Genomic DNA, 18864 nt, shown 5'->3' on the forward strand with positions numbered 1-18864 from the left:
GCTCCCCGGGTAGGAGTCGAACCTACGTCGCTAGTCCTGATTCAAAGTCAGGCGGGCCCTGCCGGCAGACCAACCGGGGAATGTCCCTCGCGGGAGCTGTTCCCTGCCCGGCGTCGACCGATCTCGTGCAGATCTCGGCAGATGTCGTCCAGGGGACTGCCTCACCTTAGTTGCTCCCCCTACGCTCGCACCCGTGGACCTGCCCGTGATGCCACCCGTCCAGCCGATGCTCGCCAAGTCCGTGTCCGGCGTGCCCGCGCCCGACGCCCAGGGCGGCCTGCTCTTCGAGCCCAAGTGGGACGGGTTCCGCTGCCTGGTCTTCCGCGACGGCGACGAGGTCGAGCTGGCCTCGCGCAACACCAAGCCGCTGACCCGCTACTTCCCCGACATCGTCGCCGCCGTGCGCGAGCAGCTGCCCGAGCGCTGCGTCGTCGACGGCGAGATCTTCGTGGCCCTGCCCGCGCCGGGCGGTGGGCGCCGGCTCGCCTTCGAGGCCCTCCAGGAGCGCATCCACCCGGCGGCCTCGCGGGTGGCGATGCTCGCCGAGGAGACGCCGGCCGGGTTCGTGGCCTTCGACCTGCTCGCGCTCGGCGAGGAGTCGCTGGTGACGCGCCCGTTCGCCGAGCGGCGCGCCGCGCTGGAGGACGCGCTGGCCCACCTGGCCGGCCAGCACGGCCCGTGCTTCCTGACCCGCACCACCACCGACGGCGCCGAGGCGCAGCGCTGGTTCACCGAGTTCGAGGGCGCCGGGCTCGACGGCGTGGTCGCCAAGCCGCTCTCCGCGCCGTACCGGCCCAACGTCCGGACCATGCTCAAGGTCAAGCACGAGCGCACCGCCGACGTCGTCGTCGCCGGCTACCGCGAGCACAAGACCTCCACGCCCGAGCGGCCGCTGCTCGGCAGCCTGCTGCTCGGGCTGTACGACGCGGACGGCGCGCTCCAGCACATCGGCGTGTGCGCCAGCTTCACCGCCGCCCGGCGCGCGGAGCTGATCGAGCAGCTGCAGCCGCTGGTGGTCCCGCTCGAGGAGCACCCGTGGGGCCACTGGGCGCAGGCGCTGACCGCGAACCCGGATCGGGTACCGGGGACGCAGAGCAGGTGGAGCGCCGGCAAGGACCTGAGCTTCGTCCCGCTGCGTCCCGACCTTGTCCTGGAGGTGAAGTACGACCACATGGAGGGATCGCGACTTCGCCACACCGCGCAGTTCAAGCGCTGGCGCCCGGACCGGGACCCGACGTCGTGCGGGTACGACCAGCTCGAGGAACCCGCCGGCTACGACCTCGCCACCATCCTGACCAGCACCCCGGAAGGCACCAGATGAGCGACCAGACCCCCTCCCCCGTCGACGGCGGGCGCAACGACCGCATCGACGACGGCATCGGCACCTACGACGTCGTGCTGCTGGTGGAGCAGGCCATGTCCGGCGTCGACGCCGCGCAGGTCCGCTCGCTGCACGACACCATCGCCGACCAGGTCGTCTACCACGTGCTGCTTCCGCTGGAGGACGCCGCGGCGCGCATCGAGGCCTCGCTGGGGACCCTGGGCGCCGGCGACATGATGGCCTCCCCCGCGATGGCGATGGAGGACATCGACCTCGACGCCGTGCGCGAGGACTGCCGCGACCGGGCCCATGAGTCGCTCGAGCGCACCCTCGCCGCGCTGCGCGCCACCGGCGCCGAGGCGGTGGGCGAGGTGACCGCCGCGCCGCCGGTCGACGCCCTGGTGGACAAGGTGAAGGCGGTCGACGCCGCCGAGGCGATCATCCTCACCCAGCCGCACCTGGTGGCGGAGTTCTTCCGCGTCGACTGGTCCTCGCGGGCCCGGCGCAAGATCGGCGTGCCGGTGCTGCACCTGCTCGAGCACGAGACCTTCGACGAGCAGGCCGGCGGCGGCGAGGGCATCACCGGCGTGTGACGCCCGCCCCTCCCGGGCACACCGGGTTGTTACCGGGACCTGGGTGCTTTGTTGATCTTCTGTGGACCGCGCCTCCGTAGCGTTCTCCTCACAGACAGCGCCTCTCGAGGCCTGTCGGACCCGCGGCCCCTGGGGGGAGCCCGCGCGGTCCACGATCAAAGGAACGGCCCGCACCGCGCGTCTGGGGGGAGGCGCGGGCGGGCCCTTCCTGTGTCCGCGAGTCGGCGCCAATGGTTGCGCGAGTCGGCCCTCATGGCGCACCGAGTCGGCGCCAATGGCGCGCCGAACGGCTCAGCCGTCGCGCCGCTGCCCGTCCTCGGTCCAGTGATCCGCGACCTTCTTGCTCGGCTGCACCCGCGGCGGCTCGCCCGGCATCTTCGGGTAGTCCGGCGGGTAGGGCAGCTCGACCGCGCCCTGCTCCTCCCACAGCTCCAGCAGCGGGGTCAGGTCGTGGTGCACCGCGTCGATCTCGGCCCACGGGTCGCCGTGCTCGGCCAGGCGCTGCGGCACGGTGGTGAGGTTCAGCCCGCGCGGGTCGGTGAGCTCGGCGAGCTCCTCCCACTCCAGTGGCGTCGAGACCGGGGCGCCGGGCAGCGGTCGCAGCGAGTACGCCGAGGCCATGGTGCGGTCGCGGTTGTTCTGGTTGTAGTCCACGAAGATCCGCTCCCCGCGCTCCTCCTTCCACCACGCGGTGGTCACGCCGGGGTCGCGGCGCTCCAGCTCACGGCCGAACGCGACCGCGGCGTGACGCACGTCGACGAACTCCCAGCGCGGCTCGATGCGGACGAAGACGTGCACCCCGCGGTTGCCGGAGGTCTTGGCGAACCCGCGCATGCCGAGCTCCTCGAGCAGCGCCCGCGCCTGCCCCGCGACCCGTACGGCGTCGCCGAACGAGGTGCCCGGCTGCGGGTCGAGGTCGATGCGCAGCTCGTCGGGGCGGTCCACGTCGCCGCGGCGTACCGGCCAGGGGTGGAAGGTAAGGGTGCCCATGTGGGCGCACCAGACCGGGACCGCGATCTCGGTGGGGCAGATCTCCTCCGCGGCCCGCCCGGAGGGGAAGCGCACCTCCACGGTGCGCACGTAGTCGGGGGCGCCCTTCGGCACCCGCTTCTGGTAGAACGCCTCCGCGTCCTTGTCCTGGGGCCCGGTCGCCAGGCGCATCCCCTCCCGCACCCCGCTGGGCCAGCGCTCGAGCGCGGTGGGCCGGTCGCGCAGGGCGCGCATCAGGCCGTCCTCGACGCTCGCGACGTACTCGGCGACCATCAGCTTGGTGATGTCGGGCGTGGTGTCGGTGGCCTCGTAGATCACCCGGTCCGGGGAGGACACCCGGACCGATCGCTCCCCCGCCCTGACCTCGCCCGCCGCCGTCTTCGCCATGGCGACACGCTAGCGGCCGCCGGGGCGTCCGGGGCGCGCGAAACCCAGAGGCGGCACCGGCTCCTCGCTGCGTAGATTGGACGCCCGTGAGCGCCCACGACGACCTGACCTTCTCCGACCTCGACCCGCACGACGAGGCCCCGCGGGCCACCGAGCTGATCACCGGCTGGATCAAGGCCGCGACCCGCGGGTTCCACGCGCCGCGGATGGACGACACCGCGCGCGCCCTGTGGCTGGAGGGCTGCCGCGCCGACGACGCGGTGCTGCGCGGCGCCTGGCCGGCGCGTCCCGTCGTCGGGCCCGACACCGTCCCGGTCGCGACGTTCGCCGCCTTCGACAAGGAGCTGAACGTCGGCGGCGGGCGCCTGCTCGCGCTGCGGATGATCACCGACGTCACGGTCAGCCCGACCCACCGCCGCCGCGGCCTGCTGCGCCGGATGATGACCGAGGACCTGCGCGACGCCGCCGCCCGGGGGCTCCCGGTCGCGGCGCTGACCGCCACCGAGGGCTCCATCTACGGCCGCTTCGGCTTCGGCGCGGCGACCTGGCACCAGCGGGTCATGGTCGACACCGATGCCCGCTTCGCCCTGCGCGACCCGCTGGGCCGCGGGTCGGTCGAGCTCGTGGACCCGGCCGACGCCTGGCCGGTGATCAGCGCGGTCTACGCGCAGCACCTCGCCCGGGTGCGCGGCGCCGTGGGCCGCCCCCACGACTACGAGCCGATGCTCACCGCCCGCTACGACTGGGAGGAGCGCGGACCGGACCGCAAGATGTGGACCGCGGTCCACCTCGACGCGAGCGGTACGCCGGACGGCTACGTCTGCTACGGCTCGGCCGGGGACGTCGAGGGCCGTCCCACCCTCCAGGTCAGCGACCTCGTGGCGCTGACGCCGGACGCGCACCTGCGGCTGTGGCGCTTCCTCGCCGACGTCGACCTCGCCGACCAGGTCAAGCACCGCACCGCCCTCGACGACCCGCTGCGCTGGGCGCTGGTCGAGCCGCGCGTCGTGCGCACCACCGGCCTGGGCGACATGCTCTGGGTCCGCCTGCTCGACCTCCCGACCGCGCTCACCGCCCGGCCCTGGTACGCCGACGGCGAGCTCGTGCTCGACGTGGACGACCCGCTGGGCCACATCGCCGGGCGCTGGCGGGTCCGCACCCGGGGCGGGGAGGCGCGGGTCGAGGCCGCGCCGGACGACGCCGCGCCGGCGGTCCGGATGGGCGCCGACACCCTCGGCGCCGCCTACCTCGGCGGGGTGTCCGTGCCGACGCTGCACGCCGCCGGGCGGATCACCGGCCCCGCTGAGGCCGTCGAGACGCTGGCCGCGATGGCCGACGGCGGCCCCGCGCCGTACTGCGCGACGAGCTTCTGAGCGCGCCTCACTCCCCGGTCGGACCGCCGGCCACCTCGACCGCGACGTCGAGGTGGCCGACGTGGCGGGCGTACTCCTGGAGCAGGTGGAAGCAGATCCAGCGCAGGTCGGGCAGCTGCTCCCCGGTCTCCGCGCCGAATCGGCCGCCGGTGCCGGCACGGGTCTCCAGCGGAGTCGTGGCGAGCAGCTCCTCGGTGCGCGCGGCGGTGCTCCGCAGGTCGGCGGCGACGTCCTCGAGCGTGCGGTCCTCGGGGACGTGCCAGCGCGTCGCGGTGTCGCCCTGCCACCAGTCGCCCCACGGGTCGGCCACCGGCTCGGCGAGGAACCCCCACACGACCCAGCGCCGCTCCACGTGGGCGACGTGGTCGACCAGCTCCAGCGGCGTCCACCCCGAGGGCACGTGCGGGCGGCGCTGCTCGGAGACCGGCAGCGCCGCGCAGCGCTCGAGCAGCGTCTCGCGCAGGAAGCGCAGGTACGCCGCGTGGTGCGCGGCCTCCTCGCCCAGCCCGGGGACCGGCTCCGCACGCGTCACCATGTCGGCAGGCTAGCGCGGCTCGGAGGCCCCCGTACGATGCGAGCATGGGCTACGACGTGGAGAAGACCGACGAGGAATGGCGCCAGCAGCTCTCCCCCGAGGAGTACGCCGTGCTGCGCCAGGCGGGCACCGAGCGCGCCTTCACCGGTGAGTACAACGACACCGAGACCACCGGCGTCTACCGCTGCCGCGCGTGCCAGGCCAAGCTCTTCGAGTCCGACACCAAGTTCCACTCCGGGTGCGGCTGGCCGTCGTTCTACCAGCCGCTCACCGACACCATCGAGTACATCGAGGACAACTCCCACGGCATGAAGCGCGTGGAGGTGCGCTGCGCCTCCTGCGGCTCGCACCTGGGCCACGTCTTCCCCGACGGCTACGGCACCCCCACCGGCGACCGGTACTGCATCAACAGCCTCAGCCTGACCCTGGAGCCGGCGCAGAGCCGCTCCGAGCAGCAGCTGTAACGCGGGGTTGTTGCCGCTTCACCCGCGGTGTGCGAGGGGTGACGCGGCACCAGCACGGGTGAACCCGGCCGGATGGCCGCCCGGATCGGCAGAAATGGGGTCGCGGGACGGCGCCGGGGTGGCCACGCTGGAGGGACGGACGAGCCCGAAGGACCGGCGCCATGACCACATCCGAGACCCCCGCCTCCGCGCTGAGCGGCATCTGCGAGACCCACCTCCCCGGGGACCCCGGGTACGACGCCGCCCGGCGCGCCTGGAACCTCAGCGTCGACCAGCGGCCGGCGGCGGTCGCCGTACCCGGTTCGGTGGCCGAGGTGCAGGCGCTGGTCGCGGCGGCCGCGGCCGCCGGGCTCCGCGTCGCGCCGCAGAACACCGGCCACGGCGCCGCTCCGCTCGCCGCGGGCGGGCTGGAGGACGTGGTGCTGGTGCGGCTCGCCGGGCTCAGCACGGTGAGCGTCGACCCCGCGGCCCGCACCGCCCGGATCACCGGCGCCACCCCGTGGGCCCAGGTGGTCGCGGAGTGCGCGCCGCACGGGCTCACCGCCCTGCACGGCAGCTCACCGAGCGTCGCCGCGATCGGCTACCTGCTCGGCGGCGGGCTGTCGTTCTACGGCCGCGCCCACGGCCTGGCCGCCGGCACCGTGCGCGCGGTCGACGTGGTCACCGCCGACGGCGACCTGCTGCGCGCCGACGCGACCGAGGAGCCCGAGCTGTTCTGGGCGCTGCGTGGCGCGGGCGCCAACGTCGGCATCGCGGTCGCCGTCGAGATCGACCTGCTCGAGCAGCCCGACGTGTACGCCGGGATGATGCTGTGGGACCGCGAGCACGCGCCGGGCGTGGTGGCCACCTGGGCGGAGTGGACGCGCGACCTCCCGGAGTCGGTCGGCACCGCGCTGCGGGTGATGAGCTTCCCGCCGCTGCCCGAGCTGCCGCCGTTCCTGAGCGGGCGTGACCTGGTGGTCGTCGACGGCACCCTGCTGGAGGACGACGCCCGCGCCGCCGAGCTGCTCGCGCCGCTGCGCGCCCTGGGCCCCGAGCTCGACACCTTCGCGCGGATCCCGGCTCTCGGCGTGCTCGACATCCACATGGACCCGCCCGAGCCCTCCCCCGCCGTGGGCGACCACGCGGTGCTCGGACCGCTGGACGCCGAGGCGGTCGCCACCCTGCTCGCCCTGGTCGGGCCCGGCACCAGCCCGGGGCTGACCATCACCGAGCTGCGCCACCTCGGCGGCGCGCTGGCCCGCCCGGCGGACGGCGGCGGGGCGCTCTCAGCGGTGCCCGGCGACTACGCGCTGGTCTGCCTCGCGCTGGCCCCGCAGCCCGAGGCGGCCGCGGCCGGCCGGGCCGCCGCGGCCGGCGTCGTACGAGCGCTGGCGCCGTGGGCGCTGCCCGCGCGGATCGCGACGTTCACCGACACCCTCGAGGACCCCGCCACGATGTTCGACCCCGCGAGCTGGCAGCGGCTCACCGCGCTGCGCGACAGGCTCGACCCGGAGCGGCGGCTGGTGGCGAACCACCGGGTCTGAGGGACCGTCGCCGCAGACATGTGACGCGGTGTCAGGGAAGCCGCGCCACCAGGTCCCCCACGGGCGCCAGCGAGCCGGTGTAGAACGGCACCTCCTCGCGCACGTGGCGCCGGGCGTCGGAGGCGCGCAGGTGACGCATCAGGTCCACGATGCGGTAGAGCTCGTCGGCCTCGAAGGCGAGCATCCACTCGTAGTCGCCGAGGGCGAAGGAGGCGACGGTGTTGGCGCGGACGTCGACGTAGTCGCGGGCCATCTTGCCGTGCTCGGCGAGCATCCGGCGGCGCTCCTCGTCGGGCAGCAGGTACCACTCGTAGGAGCGCACGAAGGGGTAGACGCACACGTGCGCCTTGGGCTCCTCGTCGTTGAGGAACGCCGGGACGTGGCTCTTGTTGAACTCCGCGGGACGGTGCAGCGCCATCTGCGACCACACCGGCTCCAGGCGGCGCCCGAAGCGGGTGCGGCGGAAGCGGTGGTAGGCGGCCTGGAGCTCCTCGGAGGTGGTGGCGTGGACCCACAGCATCACGTCGGCGTCGGCGCGCAGGCCCGAGACGTCGTAGGTGCCGCGCACGACCACGTCGGCCTCGGCCAGGTCGGCGAAGAGCTTCTCGACCTCGGCGGCCTCACCGGCCCGGTCGGCGTCGTCGCCGAGCACGTCGCGCAGCCGGAACACCGACCACATCGTGTAGCGGATGGAGTCGTTGATCTCGCGGACGCGGGCGGCGTTGGACTTGGTCTCGCTCATGCCCCCATTGTCACCAACGGCCCCAGCGCCGAGTGCCCGCCCCCGGTCAGTTCACCGGCCTGCGCGCCGCTCGCGGCCCGCTCAGCGAGCCGCCGTCTCCTCGGGCGGCAGGAGGCGCGCGACCGCGGCCCGCGCGGAGGCGATCACGGCCGGGATGCCCACGCCGTCGTACGCCGCCCCGCAGACCGCGAGACCGGGGACCCGTTCGACCGCGGCGCGGACCCGGGCGACTCGGTCGAGGTGGCCCAGCGCGTACTGCGGCAGCCCGCCGCCCCAGCGCTGCACGTGCGCGTCGACGGGCGTCGCGGTGAGGCCGGTGGCCTCGGCCAGGTCGGCCAGCGACCAGGCCACGAGCTCCTCGTCGCTCGCCTGGAGCGCGGCCTCCTCGCGGTGCCGCCCGAGCGAGGTCCGCAGGTACACCAGCGGCTCCTCGGCGGCGGCGCCGGCGCGGCGCACCCACTCCCACTTGGCGAAGGAGAAGGTCGAGGCCTTGATCCGGCGCCCGTCGACGGGCGGCACCAGGAACCCCGAGGACCCGGTCGCCTCCAGCGCGGCGGCGTCGGCGACGCGGAAGGCCAGGCTGACCACCGCCATCGAGGCGTACTCGACGTCCGCGAGGTCGGCGGCCGCGGCCGGTGCGACCTCCGCGAGCAGCCGCGCGCTCGCGGCGGCGGGGGTCGCCAGCACCACCGCGTCCACGTCGAGCGGCACCGGCGCCGTGGTCGGCCCGGTCACCAGGCGCAGGCCGCCCTCGGTGCGCTCCAGGCCCCGCACCGTCGTGGACAGCCGTACGTCGAGCCCGGCGGCGAGCGCCTCGGGCAGGCGACCCATGCCGCCGGGCAGGCCGGCGAACACCGGGGTGTCTGCGCCGCTCGGCAGCGCGGCGCCCAGCTCGACCAGCGAGCCGCGCCGGGCCAGGGCGAGCAGCTGCGGGACCGCCGCGCGGGCGGAGAGCAGCCGGGCGTGCCCGGCGTACACGCCGCCGAGCAGGGGCTCCACGAGCCGGTCCACGACCTCCTCGCCGAGCCGGCGGGCCACCAGGTCGCCCACGGTGACGTCGTCGTCGAGGACCTCCGGGGGCAGCGTCGGCTCGAGGCGGACCCGGGCCAGGCCCTCGGGGCTGAGCACCCCGGACGCCTCGAGCTGGTCGAGGTCGAGGGGCACGCCCATCAGCGAGCGCGGCAGCGGGCGCAGCGCGCCGCGGGTCCAGATCCGCGAGGAGGTGACGGCGGGGTGCTCGACCTCCAGGCCGAGCTCGGCGGCCAGCCCGACGCCCTCGGGGCGCCGGTTGAGCATCGCCTCGGCGCCGACGTCGACGGTGACTCCGGCGACGTCGGCGCGACGGACCTTGCCGCCGACCCGGTCGGCGGCCTCGAGGACCACGACCTCGCTCCCCCGTGCAGCGAGGTCGTGGGCTGCGGTGAGGCCGGCCAGGCCGGCACCGACGACGGCGACGCGCAGAGGGAGGGGCACGCCCTCAGGCTATGCCCCGGGCCCACTCGCGCCCGGTCCGCCCGGCGTGCTCAGGCCGAGGCCTCGAGGCGCCCGAAGCCGCTGCGGTGGAAGACCAGCGGCGAGCCGTCGCCGGCCTCGCCGAGCTGCTCCACGGCGTGCACCTGGAGCAGCACGATCGTGTGGTCGCCGGCCTCGACCTCGCGGTACACCGAGGTGTCGTAGCGCACCAGGCCCTCGTCGAGGGTCGCCGCGCCGTCCTCGGTGACGGTGGTCACGATGTCGGCGAAGCGCGTCTCGACCGGCCCGGCCAGCTGGCGGCACACCGCGCCGTGGTGGTCGGCCAGGACGGTGACGCCGAGGTGGGCGGCGCGGCGCAGGTCCGGCCAGGTCTTGGAGGTGTTCGCGATCGAGAAGGACACCAGCGGCGGCTCCAGGCTCACCGAGGTGAACGAGCTCGCCGCGAGCCCGACGAGCGCGCCGTCGACCTCCGCGGCCACGGCCACGACGCCGCTGGGGAAGATCCCGAACGCCTCGCGCAGCCGCAACGGGTCGAGGTCCTGGTTGGTGGTCAGCGGGGTGACGCTCATGCGGGGGCTCCTGAGGTGAGGCCTGGGGTGAGATGGGCGCGGACGCGCGGGCGGGACTCGGCCAGCCACTCGGCGTACGCCGCCGGGTCGTCGTGGCGCGAGTCGAGGACGTAGAGGCCGCGGACCGGCACCGTCGCCCCGATCTCGCTGAGCACCGGGCGCAGCGTCAGCTCGGGCGCCAGCGCGTGGGCCGGGCCGGCGCCGAGCATCAGGGGTACGGCGACCCCGCGCATGCTGCCCTCCCCGCTCGCGGCGAAGCGGTCGAGGAACAGCTTGAGCAGGCCGGTGTAGGTGGCCTTGTACGTCGGGCTGGCCACCACGACCAGCTCGGCGGCGCACACGCCGCGGACCAGCTCGCCGACCTCGGGGTCGGCCCAGTCCAGCAGCCCGGCCCCGACCGCCCCGAGGTCGACGACCAGGTCCGGGTCGGTGCCGGCGAGCTCGCGGGCGACGTAGGAGGCCGCGGCGAGGGTGCGGCTCGCCGGCTTGGGGTTGCCGACGACGACCGCGACGCGGGCGGTCACGACGCCGCCGTGGCGCCGCCGAACGGCACCGAGGCCGCCCCGGCGACCGGCGGGGCGGGGTGCTCCCACAGGCCGCGGCGGGCCAGCTCGGGCAGCACGCCCTCGCCGAACCAGTAGGACTCCTCCAGGTGCGGGTAGCCGGAGAGGACGAACTCCTCGATGCCGACCTCGGCGTACTTCTCGACCAGGTCGGCGATCTCGGTGTGGCTGCCGACCATCGCGGTGCCGGCGCCGCCGCGGACCAGGCCGACGCCCGCCCACAGGTTCGGGTAGACCTCGAGGCCGTCCTTGCTGCCCTTGTTCAGCTCCAGCATGCGGCGCTGGCCGACCGAGCCGCTGCGCGCGAGCCCGGACTGGATCCGCGCGATCTCGTCCTCGGAGATCCCGGCGAGCATCCGGTCGGCCTCGGCCCAGGCGGCCTCGGAGGTGTCGCGGGCGATGGTGTGGAGGCGGATGCCGAACTTCACCTCGCGGCCCTCCGCGGCGGCGAGCTCGCGGATCCAGGCGATCTTCTCGGCGACCGCGGCCGGCGGCTCGCCCCAGGTGAGGTAGACGTCGGCGTACTTCGCGGCGACGGTGCCGGCCGCGGGCGAGGAACCGCCGAAGTAGACCTGCGGGACCGGGCCGGGGATCTGGGTGAGCACGGCGTCCTCGACGGAGTGGTGCTTGCCGGTGAAGGTCACCTTCTCCCCCGCCCAGAGCGACTTCACGATGTGCAGGAACTCCCCGGCCGACTCGTAGCGCTCCTCCTTGGTGGAGAAGTCGCCGAACATCCGCTGCTCGTGGTCCTCACCGCCGACGACGACGTTGAGCAGCAGCCGGCCGCCGGAGAGGTTCTGGAAGGAGCCGGCCATCTGGGCGGCCAGGAACGGTGCGACCAGGCCGGGGCGGAACGCGACGAGGAACTTCAGCCGCTCCGAGAGGCTGCTGATCATCGCGGTGGAGACCCACGCGTCCTCGCACCACGCCCCGGTCGGGGTCAGCGCGGCCTCGAAGCCGAGCTGCTCGGCGCTGCGCGCGATCTGGCCGAGGTACGGCACGCTCGCGGGCCGCCCCGAGGCGGTCGCCGCGACGCCGTGCCCGCCGCCGACGATGTTGCGGCCGTCGCCGCCGTTGGTGGGGAGGAACCAGTGGAACTTCAGCTTGCTCATCGGTGTGCCTTTCGGGCGTACGAGGGGTGCGGTGCCGGCTCAGAGCTGGCCGTGGTTGGGGGGCGTGGTGCCGTCGAGGACGTAGCGGCCGAGGTGCTGGACCTTCCAGGCCGCCGGGTCGTGCAGGGTGTGGGTGCGGGCGTTGCGCCAGTGCCGGTCCAGGTCGAGGCTGCGCAGCGCGGATCGGGTGCCGGCGACCTCGAAGAGCCGGCTGGAGACCTCGACCGAGGCCGAGGTGGTGGCGGCCCGGGCCGCGGCGACGGCCAGGCTGGCGGCGGCCACCGAGCCCGCGTGCAGGTCGGCGTCGGCGCGGTCGACCGCCCGCGCGGCCTCGGCCACGAGGGCCTCGGCGGCGCGTACGGCGACCTCCATCTGCCCGAAGGCCTGCACCACGAGCGGGTCGTCGGCGTGCCGCTCGACGCCGGCGTCGGGGTAGGGCCGGGACTTGGTGGTGACGAACCGGGCGGCCTCCTCGATCGCGGCCCGGGCGATGCCGGCGTCGATCGCGGCGTGCAGGACCTGGGCGAACGCGCCGTACGTCTGCGGGCCGGTGAAGGTGAGGTGGTACGGCGTGATCCGGTCCTCGCCCACGACCACGCCCTCCAGGCGCACCGAGCCGCTCGCGGTGGTGCGCTGGCCCAGCCCGTCCCAGTCGTCGACGACCGTGACGCCCGGGGCGTGCCGCTCGACCCAGGCGACGTGCATCGGGCCCTCGACGTCGAGGTGGGCGAGCACCGGGATCCAGTCGGCGAGCAGCGCCCCGGTCGCGTAGCCCTTGAGCCCGTCGAGGCGCCAGGTGCCCGCGCCGGCCGGGGTGAGGGTGGTGCGGTAGTCGCGGACGTGCTTGGTGCCGATCTCGGACTGCGCGTTGCCGAACCGCTTGCCGGCGAGCACCTCTCCGAAGAAGAAGCGCTGCTGCGCGGGCGTGCCCTGGTGGCGCAGCGCGTTGACGTAGGCGAAGTGGCTGTGCGGTATCTGGGCGACGTTGGGATCGCCGGAGGCGATCAGGCGGAACACCTCGGCGACCACGGCGACCGGCAGGTCGGCGCCGCCGTGCTCGGCCGGGACGGTGATCGCCAGCAGGCCGCTGCGGGCGAGCGCGTCGACCTGCTCGGCGGGCAGCACCCGCTCGAGGTCGCGCTGCGCAGACCCCTCGGCGAGCTCTGTCGCCAGGGCGGCCGCGACCGTGACGGCCTCCTCGGCACCCAGGACCGGTACGCCGGACACCCCTCGCCGGAGGGCCGCGTCGTCGCTCGACGTGGGCCCACCCGTGGTGGTGACGCTCATCTGGGACTCCGTTCGGGACAGCGCGGATCTTCTTTGTCCACTAAAGCACTAGATATTGAGCAGTTGCAAGGCGGGGCCCACGCACCCCCCGCAGATTCGGGCTACCGGGTGGCAGGCAGCGCCTACCACCCGGCTCGCGCACGACAGGACGGCGGGGCGTGACCTACGTGACCGCGGGTCCGAACAGGCGCTAGTATGCGCTACTTGTCGACTAAATTAGTAGACAATGGCTGGCGTCGCCGCCTCAGCGACCCGGACGACAGCAGCAAGGACGACAGGACCGCCCCCGGCGGCCGGACAGGACCCCCGTGCGCATCGAGCAGCTCGAGTACATCGCCGCCGTCACCCAGTACGGCTCGCTGCGCAAGGCCAGCGAGCGCCTGCACATCTCCCAGCCCGCCCTGAGCGAGGCGGTGAGCAAGCTCGAGCGCGAGCTCGGCGTGACGCTGCTGGACCGGCGCCGTTCGGGGGCCCGGATCAGCCGCCAGGGCCGCGACCTGCTGCAGAACATGGTCGAGGTGCTGGAGGCCGTCAGCCGGCTGCGTACCGCCGCCGGGGACCAGACCGCCAGCAGCCGGCTGATCCGGCTCGGCACGGTGAACGCCGCGACCTCGACGGTGATGCTGCCCGCGGTGCGCCGCTTCCACGACACCCATCCGGGCTCGCACGTGGAGATCCTGACCATGCAGCAGGCCGACATCCACGTCGCGCTGGTCGAGGGCTCCCTCGACCTGGGGCTGGTCAACCTGCTCGGCGGCGACGACGTCGCGCCGGACCTGGTGAGCACCGACCTGCTGCACGGGCGCCCGGTCGCGGTCCTGCCGGCCGGCCACCCGCTCGCGGCGTACGACGAGGTGACGGCCGATCAGCTGCGCGCAGAGCGGGTGATCACGATGCGCGCCGGCTACCTGATGCACCGCTTCGCGCACCGGCTCTTCGGGAGCGACATGCCGGCGTCGTGCCACAGCACCGACGGCGCGGAGATGGGCAAGGTGATGGTCGCCGACGGTCTCGGGGTGACGCTGCTGCCCGACTACAGCGTCGTGGGCGACCCGATGGAGCGCGCCGGGCTGATCACGACCCGCCCCATCGCGGGCGACCACACCGGCATCACGCTGGTGGTGCAGCAGCGCGCCGGCGGGCACGTGCCCCGGGCGGTGCGCGACCTGCACGAGGCGTTCCTCGCGCAGGCCGGCACCCGCGCGGCTAGCGCGTGAGGTCGTAGGACTGCACGAACTCCGTGAGCCGGGCGAGCTGGTCGGGGTCGGTCGAGGGGATCACGCCGTGGCCGAGGTTGAAGATGTGCCCGCGCGCGGCGCGGCCGGCCTCGATGACCTGCGCCGCCCGCGCGGTCATCACGTCGGTCGGGGCGAAGACCAGCGTCGGGTCGAGGTTGCCCTGCACGCCCCGGTCGCCGACGAGCGGGATCGCGCGGTCCAGCGGGGTCCGCCAGTCGACCCCGACCACGTCGGCGCCGGCCTCGCCCATCAGGTCGAGCAGGTTCGCGGTCCCGACGCCGAAGTGGATGCGGGGCACGCCGAGCTCGCCCGCGTCGGCGAGCACCGTGGCGGAGTGCGGCATCACGTGCTCGCGGTAGTCGTCGGGGGTCAGCGCGCCGGCCCAGGAGTCGAAGAGCTGCACCGCGGAGGCGCCGGCCTCCACCTGCACCCGCAGGTACGCCGCGGCGATGCGGGAGATCTTGCGCATCAGCGCGTCCCACACGTCCGGGGCGCCGAACATCATCGCCTTGGTGCGGGCGTGCTCCTTGGAGGGACCGCCCTCGACCAGGTAGGACGCCACCGTGAACGGCGCGCCGGCGAAGCCGATCAGCGGGGTGCCGCCGAGCTGGGAGACCAGGCCGCGCACCGCCTCGGTGATGAACGGGACGTGCTCGGGGGTGAGGTCCGGGATCGCCTCGACGTCGGCCATCGTGCGCACCGGCGAGGCCACGACCGGCCCGACGCCGGGCACGATGTCGAGGTCGACGCCGACCGCCTTGAGCGGGAGCACGATGTCGGAGAAGAAGATCGCCGCGTCCACGCCGTACCGGCGCACGGGCTGGAGGGTGATCTCGACGACCAGCTCGGGGTCCATGCAGGACTCGAGCATGCCGACGCCCTCGCGGACCCGCAGGTACTCCGGCAGCGAGCGACCGGCCTGGCGCATGAACCAGACCGGGGTGTGCGGCACGGCCTCGCCGCGGGCGGCCTTGAGGAAGGCGCTGTCGGCCAGGGCCGGCGACGGCGTCGAGGAGGGGGCCGAGGCGGCGTCGGCGGGGACGGAGGCGGGGGTCGGACGCTGGCTCACCCCACAAGCGTCCCACCCGCCCGGCGTGTTCGCACATCGGTTCGACGCCCCCGGACCTACGCTGGACCCATGGTCGCGCGTCAGGAGACGCACCCTGGCCCGGGTGCGTCCAGTCCCCCCGAGTTCCGGGAGGCCGTCGCCAGCATGCACCGCGCCCGGCTGCGCCCCGAGGTCCTCTGCGAGGAGATGCCCGCGCCGCAGCGGATCGCGCCGTACTCCTCCGCGCTCTCCGCCGACGTCACCGTCGACGACATCGACCTGGGCAGCGGGCGGCTGATCCTGCTGCACGACCCGGCCGGCAACGACGCCTGGGACGGCACCTTCCGCTGCGTGGCCTACGCGCGCGCCGAGATCGACAGCGACCTGAGCACCGACCAGCTGATCGCCGAGGTCGGCTGGTCGTGGCTGACCGACGCGCTGGAGGCCCACGGCGCGGCGTACACCGCCATCTCCGGCACCGTCACCACCGTCTCCACCGCGAGCTTCGGCAGCATGGCCGACGAGGACGGCACCGCCCAGCTCGAGGTCCGCGCGTCGTGGACCCCGCTCGGCGCCGACGAGACCGTCCCCGGCCAGGGCCCCGACCTCGCCCCCCACGTCGAGGCGTGGGGCGAGCTGATGTGCACCGCCGTCGGGCTGCCCCCCGTCCCCGAGGGCGTCACCGCCATGCCGAGCCGACGGGGCCAGCGAGGCGCAGCGCACTGATGCCCACGTCCGACACCACCCCCGTCGACGAGATCCCCGACCCGCCGGCCGACGAGACACCGCCCGCGCCGATGCTGGTGCTGCGAGACGGCCTGCCGCCGATCATCGAGACCGACGCCGCGCTGCTGGACTACGCCGAGCGGCTGCGCGAGGGCTCCGGCCCGATCGCGATCGACGCCGAGCGCGCCTCCGGCTACCGCTACTCCAACCGCGCCTACCTCGTGCAGCTGCGGCGCGAGGGCTCCGGCACCGCGCTGGTCGACCCGATCGCACTCTCCACCCTGGCCCCGCTCGCCGAGGCGCTGGACGGCCCCGAGTGGATCCTGCACGCCGCCACCCAGGACCTCCCCTGCCTCGCCGAGATCGGGCTGCGGCCCGCGGCGCTCTTCGACACCGAGCTCGCCGGGCGCCTTCTCGGCCACCCGCGCGTCGGCCTCGCCACCCTGGTCGAGACGGTCCTCGGACGGCGGATGAAGAAGGAGCACTCGGCCGTCGACTGGTCCACCCGTCCGCTCCCCCAGCCGTGGTTGGAGTACGCCGCCCTCGACGTCGAGGTCCTCGTCGAGCTGCGCGACGCACTGGCCGCCGAGCTCGAGGAGAGTGGCAAGGCGGAGTGGGCACGCCAGGAGTTCGAGGCGCTGCTGAGCTTCGAGCAGACCCCGCGCGCGGAGGCCTGGCGCCGGGTCTCCGGCCTGCACCGGGTCCGCGGGCGCCGGGCGCTCGGCGCCGCGAAGGCGCTGTGGGAGACCCGCGACGACATCGCGCGCCAGCGCGACGTGACGCCTGGCCGCATCATCCCCGACGCCGCCCTCGTCGCGGCCGCCCAGGCGATGCCGACCGACCGGGCCGCGCTGCTGAACACCAAGGGCTTCCACGGCCGGGGCGCGGAGCGCTACTCGGTGCGCTGGATCGCCGCGATCCGCGAGGTCGCCGCCCTCCCCGAGAGCGAGCTCCCCTCCCGCGCGCCCCGCGGCGACGGCCCGCCGACGCCGCGCGCCTGGGCCGACCGCGACCCGGTCGCCGCGCGCCGCCTCGCCATCGCCCGCGAGGCGATGACCCAGCTCGCCGAGACCCACCACATGCCGGTCGAGAACCTGCTCACCCCCGACTACCTGCGCCGCACCCTGTGGACGCCGCCGGAGACCCGGGACCCCGCCGACCTCGCCCGCGAGGTCACCCAGGCGCTGCTCGACCTCGGCGCACGCCCGTGGCAGACCGACCTCACCGGACCCGTCATCACCGACGCCATCCTGCGCGCCGACGTCGAGCCGGACCCCGACACCGCCACCGAACCAGGCACCGAACCAGGCACCGAGCAGGCGTAGGCCCCGCCCGGCCACCCGTTGGTCGATCGCAGATCTCGTTGGTCGCCGCGCGCCGTTGGTCGAGCCTGTCGAACCCCCTTGGCCGAGCGTCGCTCCAGCACAGCGGGCTGCCCCGACAGCGTGGCGCTGGCGGGGTCTGGACCTTCCATGAGCAGGCGGAGCTCTTCTACGCGTCGGGTGGTGCGCGGTGAGGAGACGGGTGGCGCCTTGGTCCTTGGCACGAGGTGCAGCCCGTGCGGGGACCGCCAGAGGTAGGTCGCCGGGTCGGTCTGCTCGTAGGTCCAGCCGGTATGGGTCTTGGCCCGGTGGTGTCTCCGACACAGCGGCGCAAGGTTGCAGCTGCACGTCGGCCCGCCGTCGCCGTGGGGGACGACGTGGTCGATGTCGCAGCGCCGCGCGGGGCGTTCGCACCACGGGAAGGCACACGTCGGTTGGCTCAGACGGGTCTGCTCGGCGAGTCGGTCCGGGATCGCGTCGGCGGAGGCGTGGTGGTGGGCGTCAAGATCGATGACCGGCTTGATCACGACCTGCGCGTCACCGCTGCACCACTCACGGACCTGCTCGGTCGACACGACCGACCGGGTCTCCTCGACGTGCGCGACACCGGTCTCCTCGCGGCTGATGGCCGCGTCGGAGAGGTGGACGTGGATGACCACCTGCCGCGGCTTCGCCACCGACGCGGCGCCGTCGCGGGTCTCGCCACGCAGGTCGAGGGTGAGCTGACGTCGAGCGAGCTCACCGGCCGCCATCGACCGGCGTACGTCGAGCGACTCGCCAGAGCCGAGGGCGGCGAGCTCCTCGGCGCCGTGGCGGATCGCGATGTCGAGGTCGAGGGCGTCGGCGAGGTCGAGCTCCCCCTCCACGCGGACCGCTCCCTCATAGGTCGCCTTGTCGGTGTGCACGTCGAAGCAGCGACGGTCGGCGGCCTCGCGGCGCTGCTTCTCGGCACGCTCGGGGTCGAAGGTCGCCCTCGCGTGGTCCACGAGCCGCTCGATCGCCGCCCACCCGACATGGCCGACGACAGCCGCGAGCTGGCGGTCGACGAAGTCGGCGCCGTCCGGCGGAAGCGACGTCGTCAGCTGCGCCAACCTCTTGGCCTTCCAGGCCGGGACCTCACCCGCCCGGGCCAGCGCCCAGGTCCGCGGCAGCCGGTGCGCCAGCTCGAGCGCACAGCCGATCAGCGCCCGCGCGGAGTCGGTCGACATGCCCAGCGCGGCACCCAGCTCCATCGGCGCGAACTCGGCGACCAGCGGCGCACCTTCGCCGGCGAGCGGGACCGCGACCTCGGCGAAGATCAGCCCGTGGGCCGGGCCGGTCGAGACGGTCTCCTCGGGATGCATGGCCGCCCATGCCAGAGCCCCTTCGCGGATCTCGACCTCCGCCTGCTGCACCTCAGCCCGCCGCTGCTGCACGAACGCCAGCACGGCGGCTGGGGTGTCGCAGTCGGGGAGATCCGGAGAGGCCATGCCTCAGCCTACTCGAACGCATGTTCGAAGACAGGAAGTTTCCCCAGGCTCTCCGAGGTCTTGCCAAGCTCGACCGACGGACGCCCTCCCCCAGCCCGTGACGATGCGGCGGACGAGGGCGGGCCG

General features: G+C 74.4%; 17 protein-coding genes, 1 tRNA gene and 1 pseudogene. 8 read left to right on the plus strand and 11 right to left on the minus strand.

Annotated elements, in window-relative coordinates; all coding sequences use genetic code 11:
• Position 1 precedes the first annotated feature (1 nt).
• Positions 2 to 80: transfer RNA gene (locus tag HOQ23_RS14475), tRNA-Gln, on the minus strand.
• Positions 81 to 193: 113 nt separating this feature from the next.
• Here HOQ23_RS14475 and HOQ23_RS14480 point away from each other — a divergent pair.
• A complete protein-coding gene (locus HOQ23_RS14480; protein ID WP_172215318.1) occupies positions 194 to 1321 on the plus strand; it encodes an ATP-dependent DNA ligase in 1128 nt (375 codons plus the stop codon).
• Complete coding sequence (locus HOQ23_RS14485) at positions 1318 to 1914, plus strand: hypothetical protein (protein WP_253945536.1); 597 nt, start codon at positions 1318 to 1320, stop codon at positions 1912 to 1914. The genes HOQ23_RS14480 and HOQ23_RS14485 overlap by 4 nt, the downstream gene beginning before the upstream one ends.
• A gap of 291 nt (positions 1915 to 2205) precedes the next feature.
• Here HOQ23_RS14485 and HOQ23_RS14490 read toward each other — a convergent pair whose 3' ends face one another.
• A complete protein-coding gene (locus HOQ23_RS14490; protein ID WP_172215319.1) occupies positions 2206 to 3291 on the minus strand; it encodes a DNA polymerase domain-containing protein in 1086 nt (361 codons plus the stop codon).
• An 86-nt stretch (positions 3292 to 3377) separates the two neighbouring features.
• Here HOQ23_RS14490 and HOQ23_RS14495 point away from each other — a divergent pair, with 86 nt between their 5' ends.
• Positions 3378 to 4664 (plus strand): GNAT family N-acetyltransferase, encoded by a 1287-nt coding sequence (locus HOQ23_RS14495; RefSeq protein WP_172215320.1) that lies wholly within the window; start codon positions 3378 to 3380, stop codon positions 4662 to 4664.
• Positions 4665 to 4671: 7 nt separating this feature from the next.
• Here the strand turns inward: HOQ23_RS14495 and HOQ23_RS14500 are convergent, their stop codons facing one another.
• A complete protein-coding gene (locus HOQ23_RS14500; protein WP_172215321.1) occupies positions 4672 to 5199 on the minus strand; it encodes a DUF664 domain-containing protein in 528 nt (175 codons plus the stop codon).
• Positions 5200 to 5243: 44 nt separating this feature from the next.
• On the opposite strand from HOQ23_RS14500, the gene msrB reads away from it, so the two are divergent.
• Together msrB and HOQ23_RS14510 are read left to right on the plus strand one after the other, a co-directional pair.
• A complete protein-coding gene (msrB, locus tag HOQ23_RS14505; protein WP_172215322.1) occupies positions 5244 to 5663 on the plus strand; it encodes a peptide-methionine (R)-S-oxide reductase MsrB in 420 nt (139 codons plus the stop codon).
• 161 nt (positions 5664 to 5824) lie between these two features.
• Complete coding sequence (locus tag HOQ23_RS14510) at positions 5825 to 7189, plus strand: FAD-binding oxidoreductase (RefSeq protein WP_172215323.1); 1365 nt, start codon at positions 5825 to 5827, stop codon at positions 7187 to 7189.
• Positions 7190 to 7220: 31 nt separating this feature from the next.
• On the opposite strand, the gene hemQ is transcribed toward HOQ23_RS14510, so the two are convergent.
• The 6 genes from hemQ to HOQ23_RS14540 form a co-directional block, all read right to left on the minus strand.
• On the minus strand, positions 7221 to 7931 hold the full coding sequence (gene hemQ, locus HOQ23_RS14515) for a hydrogen peroxide-dependent heme synthase (protein ID WP_172215324.1): 711 nt from the start codon (positions 7929 to 7931) through the stop codon (positions 7221 to 7223).
• Between the two features lie 81 nt (positions 7932 to 8012).
• Positions 8013 to 9404 carry a protoporphyrinogen oxidase gene (gene hemG / locus HOQ23_RS14520; protein ID WP_367650502.1) on the minus strand — a complete coding sequence of 464 codons (1392 nt, stop codon included), beginning with the start codon at positions 9402 to 9404 and terminating at the stop codon, positions 8013 to 8015.
• Positions 9405 to 9454: 50 nt separating this feature from the next.
• Positions 9455 to 9973 carry a flavin reductase family protein gene (locus tag HOQ23_RS14525; protein ID WP_172215325.1) on the minus strand — a complete coding sequence of 173 codons (519 nt, stop codon included), beginning with the start codon at positions 9971 to 9973 and terminating at the stop codon, positions 9455 to 9457.
• Positions 9970 to 10497 carry an NAD(P)H-dependent oxidoreductase gene (locus tag HOQ23_RS14530; protein WP_172215326.1) on the minus strand — a complete coding sequence of 176 codons (528 nt, stop codon included), beginning with the start codon at positions 10495 to 10497 and terminating at the stop codon, positions 9970 to 9972. The genes HOQ23_RS14525 and HOQ23_RS14530 overlap by 4 nt, the downstream gene beginning before the upstream one ends.
• Positions 10494 to 11648 carry an LLM class flavin-dependent oxidoreductase gene (locus HOQ23_RS14535; protein ID WP_172215327.1) on the minus strand — a complete coding sequence of 385 codons (1155 nt, stop codon included), beginning with the start codon at positions 11646 to 11648 and terminating at the stop codon, positions 10494 to 10496. The genes HOQ23_RS14530 and HOQ23_RS14535 overlap by 4 nt, the downstream gene beginning before the upstream one ends.
• 39 nt (positions 11649 to 11687) lie before the next feature.
• The gene (locus HOQ23_RS14540) at positions 11688 to 12935 is read right to left on the minus strand and encodes an SfnB family sulfur acquisition oxidoreductase (RefSeq protein ID WP_172215328.1); all 1248 of its coding nucleotides are present in this window, start codon (positions 12933 to 12935) and stop codon (positions 11688 to 11690) included.
• A gap of 308 nt (positions 12936 to 13243) precedes the next feature.
• On the opposite strand from HOQ23_RS14540, the gene HOQ23_RS14545 reads away from it, so the two are divergent.
• Positions 13244 to 14152 carry a LysR family transcriptional regulator gene (locus tag HOQ23_RS14545; protein WP_172215329.1) on the plus strand — a complete coding sequence of 303 codons (909 nt, stop codon included), beginning with the start codon at positions 13244 to 13246 and terminating at the stop codon, positions 14150 to 14152.
• Here HOQ23_RS14545 and hemE read toward each other — a convergent pair.
• Complete coding sequence (gene hemE, locus HOQ23_RS14550; protein WP_216654256.1) at positions 14142 to 15167, minus strand: uroporphyrinogen decarboxylase; 1026 nt, start codon at positions 15165 to 15167, stop codon at positions 14142 to 14144. The genes HOQ23_RS14545 and hemE overlap by 11 nt on opposite strands.
• A gap of 144 nt (positions 15168 to 15311) precedes the next feature.
• Between hemE and HOQ23_RS14555 the strand changes: the two genes are divergently transcribed.
• Both HOQ23_RS14555 and HOQ23_RS14560 read left to right on the plus strand, forming a co-directional pair.
• Positions 15312 to 15947, plus strand: a complete 636-nt coding sequence (locus tag HOQ23_RS14555) for a DUF3000 domain-containing protein (RefSeq protein WP_172215331.1) — start codon at positions 15312 to 15314, stop codon at positions 15945 to 15947.
• Entirely contained in the window at positions 15947 to 17272 is a 1326-nt protein-coding gene (locus HOQ23_RS14560; RefSeq protein ID WP_172215332.1) for an HRDC domain-containing protein, read from the plus strand. Before HOQ23_RS14555 ends, HOQ23_RS14560 begins: the two co-directional genes overlap by 1 nt.
• Positions 17273 to 17829: 557 nt before the next feature.
• On the opposite strand, the pseudogene HOQ23_RS20980 reads toward HOQ23_RS14560, so the two are convergent.
• A pseudogene (locus HOQ23_RS20980) lies at positions 17830 to 18738 on the minus strand (DUF222 domain-containing protein); the annotation flags it as partial.
• Positions 18739 to 18864: the final 126 nt, after the last annotated feature.

The organism is Nocardioides sp. zg-DK7169, assembly GCF_013155365.1.
GTDB lineage: Bacteria > Actinomycetota > Actinomycetes > Propionibacteriales > Nocardioidaceae > Nocardioides.

Excerpts from the sequence above, each read along its gene's own strand:
- HOQ23_RS14485 (WP_253945536.1), top strand. The coding sequence starts at position 1,318 with ATGAGCGACCAGACCCCCTCCCCCGTCGACGGCGGGCGCAACGACCGC.
- HOQ23_RS14490 (WP_172215319.1), bottom strand. The coding sequence starts at position 3,291 with ATGGCGAAGACGGCGGCGGGCGAGGTCAGGGCGGGGGAGCGATCGGTC.
- HOQ23_RS14500 (WP_172215321.1), bottom strand. The coding sequence starts at position 5,199 with ATGGTGACGCGTGCGGAGCCGGTCCCCGGGCTGGGCGAGGAGGCCGCG.
- msrB (WP_172215322.1), top strand. The coding sequence starts at position 5,244 with ATGGGCTACGACGTGGAGAAGACCGACGAGGAATGGCGCCAGCAGCTC.
- HOQ23_RS14510 (WP_172215323.1), top strand. The coding sequence starts at position 5,825 with ATGACCACATCCGAGACCCCCGCCTCCGCGCTGAGCGGCATCTGCGAG.
- hemQ (WP_172215324.1), bottom strand. The coding sequence starts at position 7,931 with ATGAGCGAGACCAAGTCCAACGCCGCCCGCGTCCGCGAGATCAACGAC.
- HOQ23_RS14525 (WP_172215325.1), bottom strand. The coding sequence starts at position 9,973 with ATGAGCGTCACCCCGCTGACCACCAACCAGGACCTCGACCCGTTGCGG.
- HOQ23_RS14535 (WP_172215327.1), bottom strand. The coding sequence starts at position 11,648 with ATGAGCAAGCTGAAGTTCCACTGGTTCCTCCCCACCAACGGCGGCGAC.
- HOQ23_RS14540 (WP_172215328.1), bottom strand. The coding sequence starts at position 12,935 with ATGAGCGTCACCACCACGGGTGGGCCCACGTCGAGCGACGACGCGGCC.
- HOQ23_RS14555 (WP_172215331.1), top strand. The coding sequence starts at position 15,312 with ATGGTCGCGCGTCAGGAGACGCACCCTGGCCCGGGTGCGTCCAGTCCC.
- HOQ23_RS14560 (WP_172215332.1), top strand. The coding sequence starts at position 15,947 with ATGCCCACGTCCGACACCACCCCCGTCGACGAGATCCCCGACCCGCCG.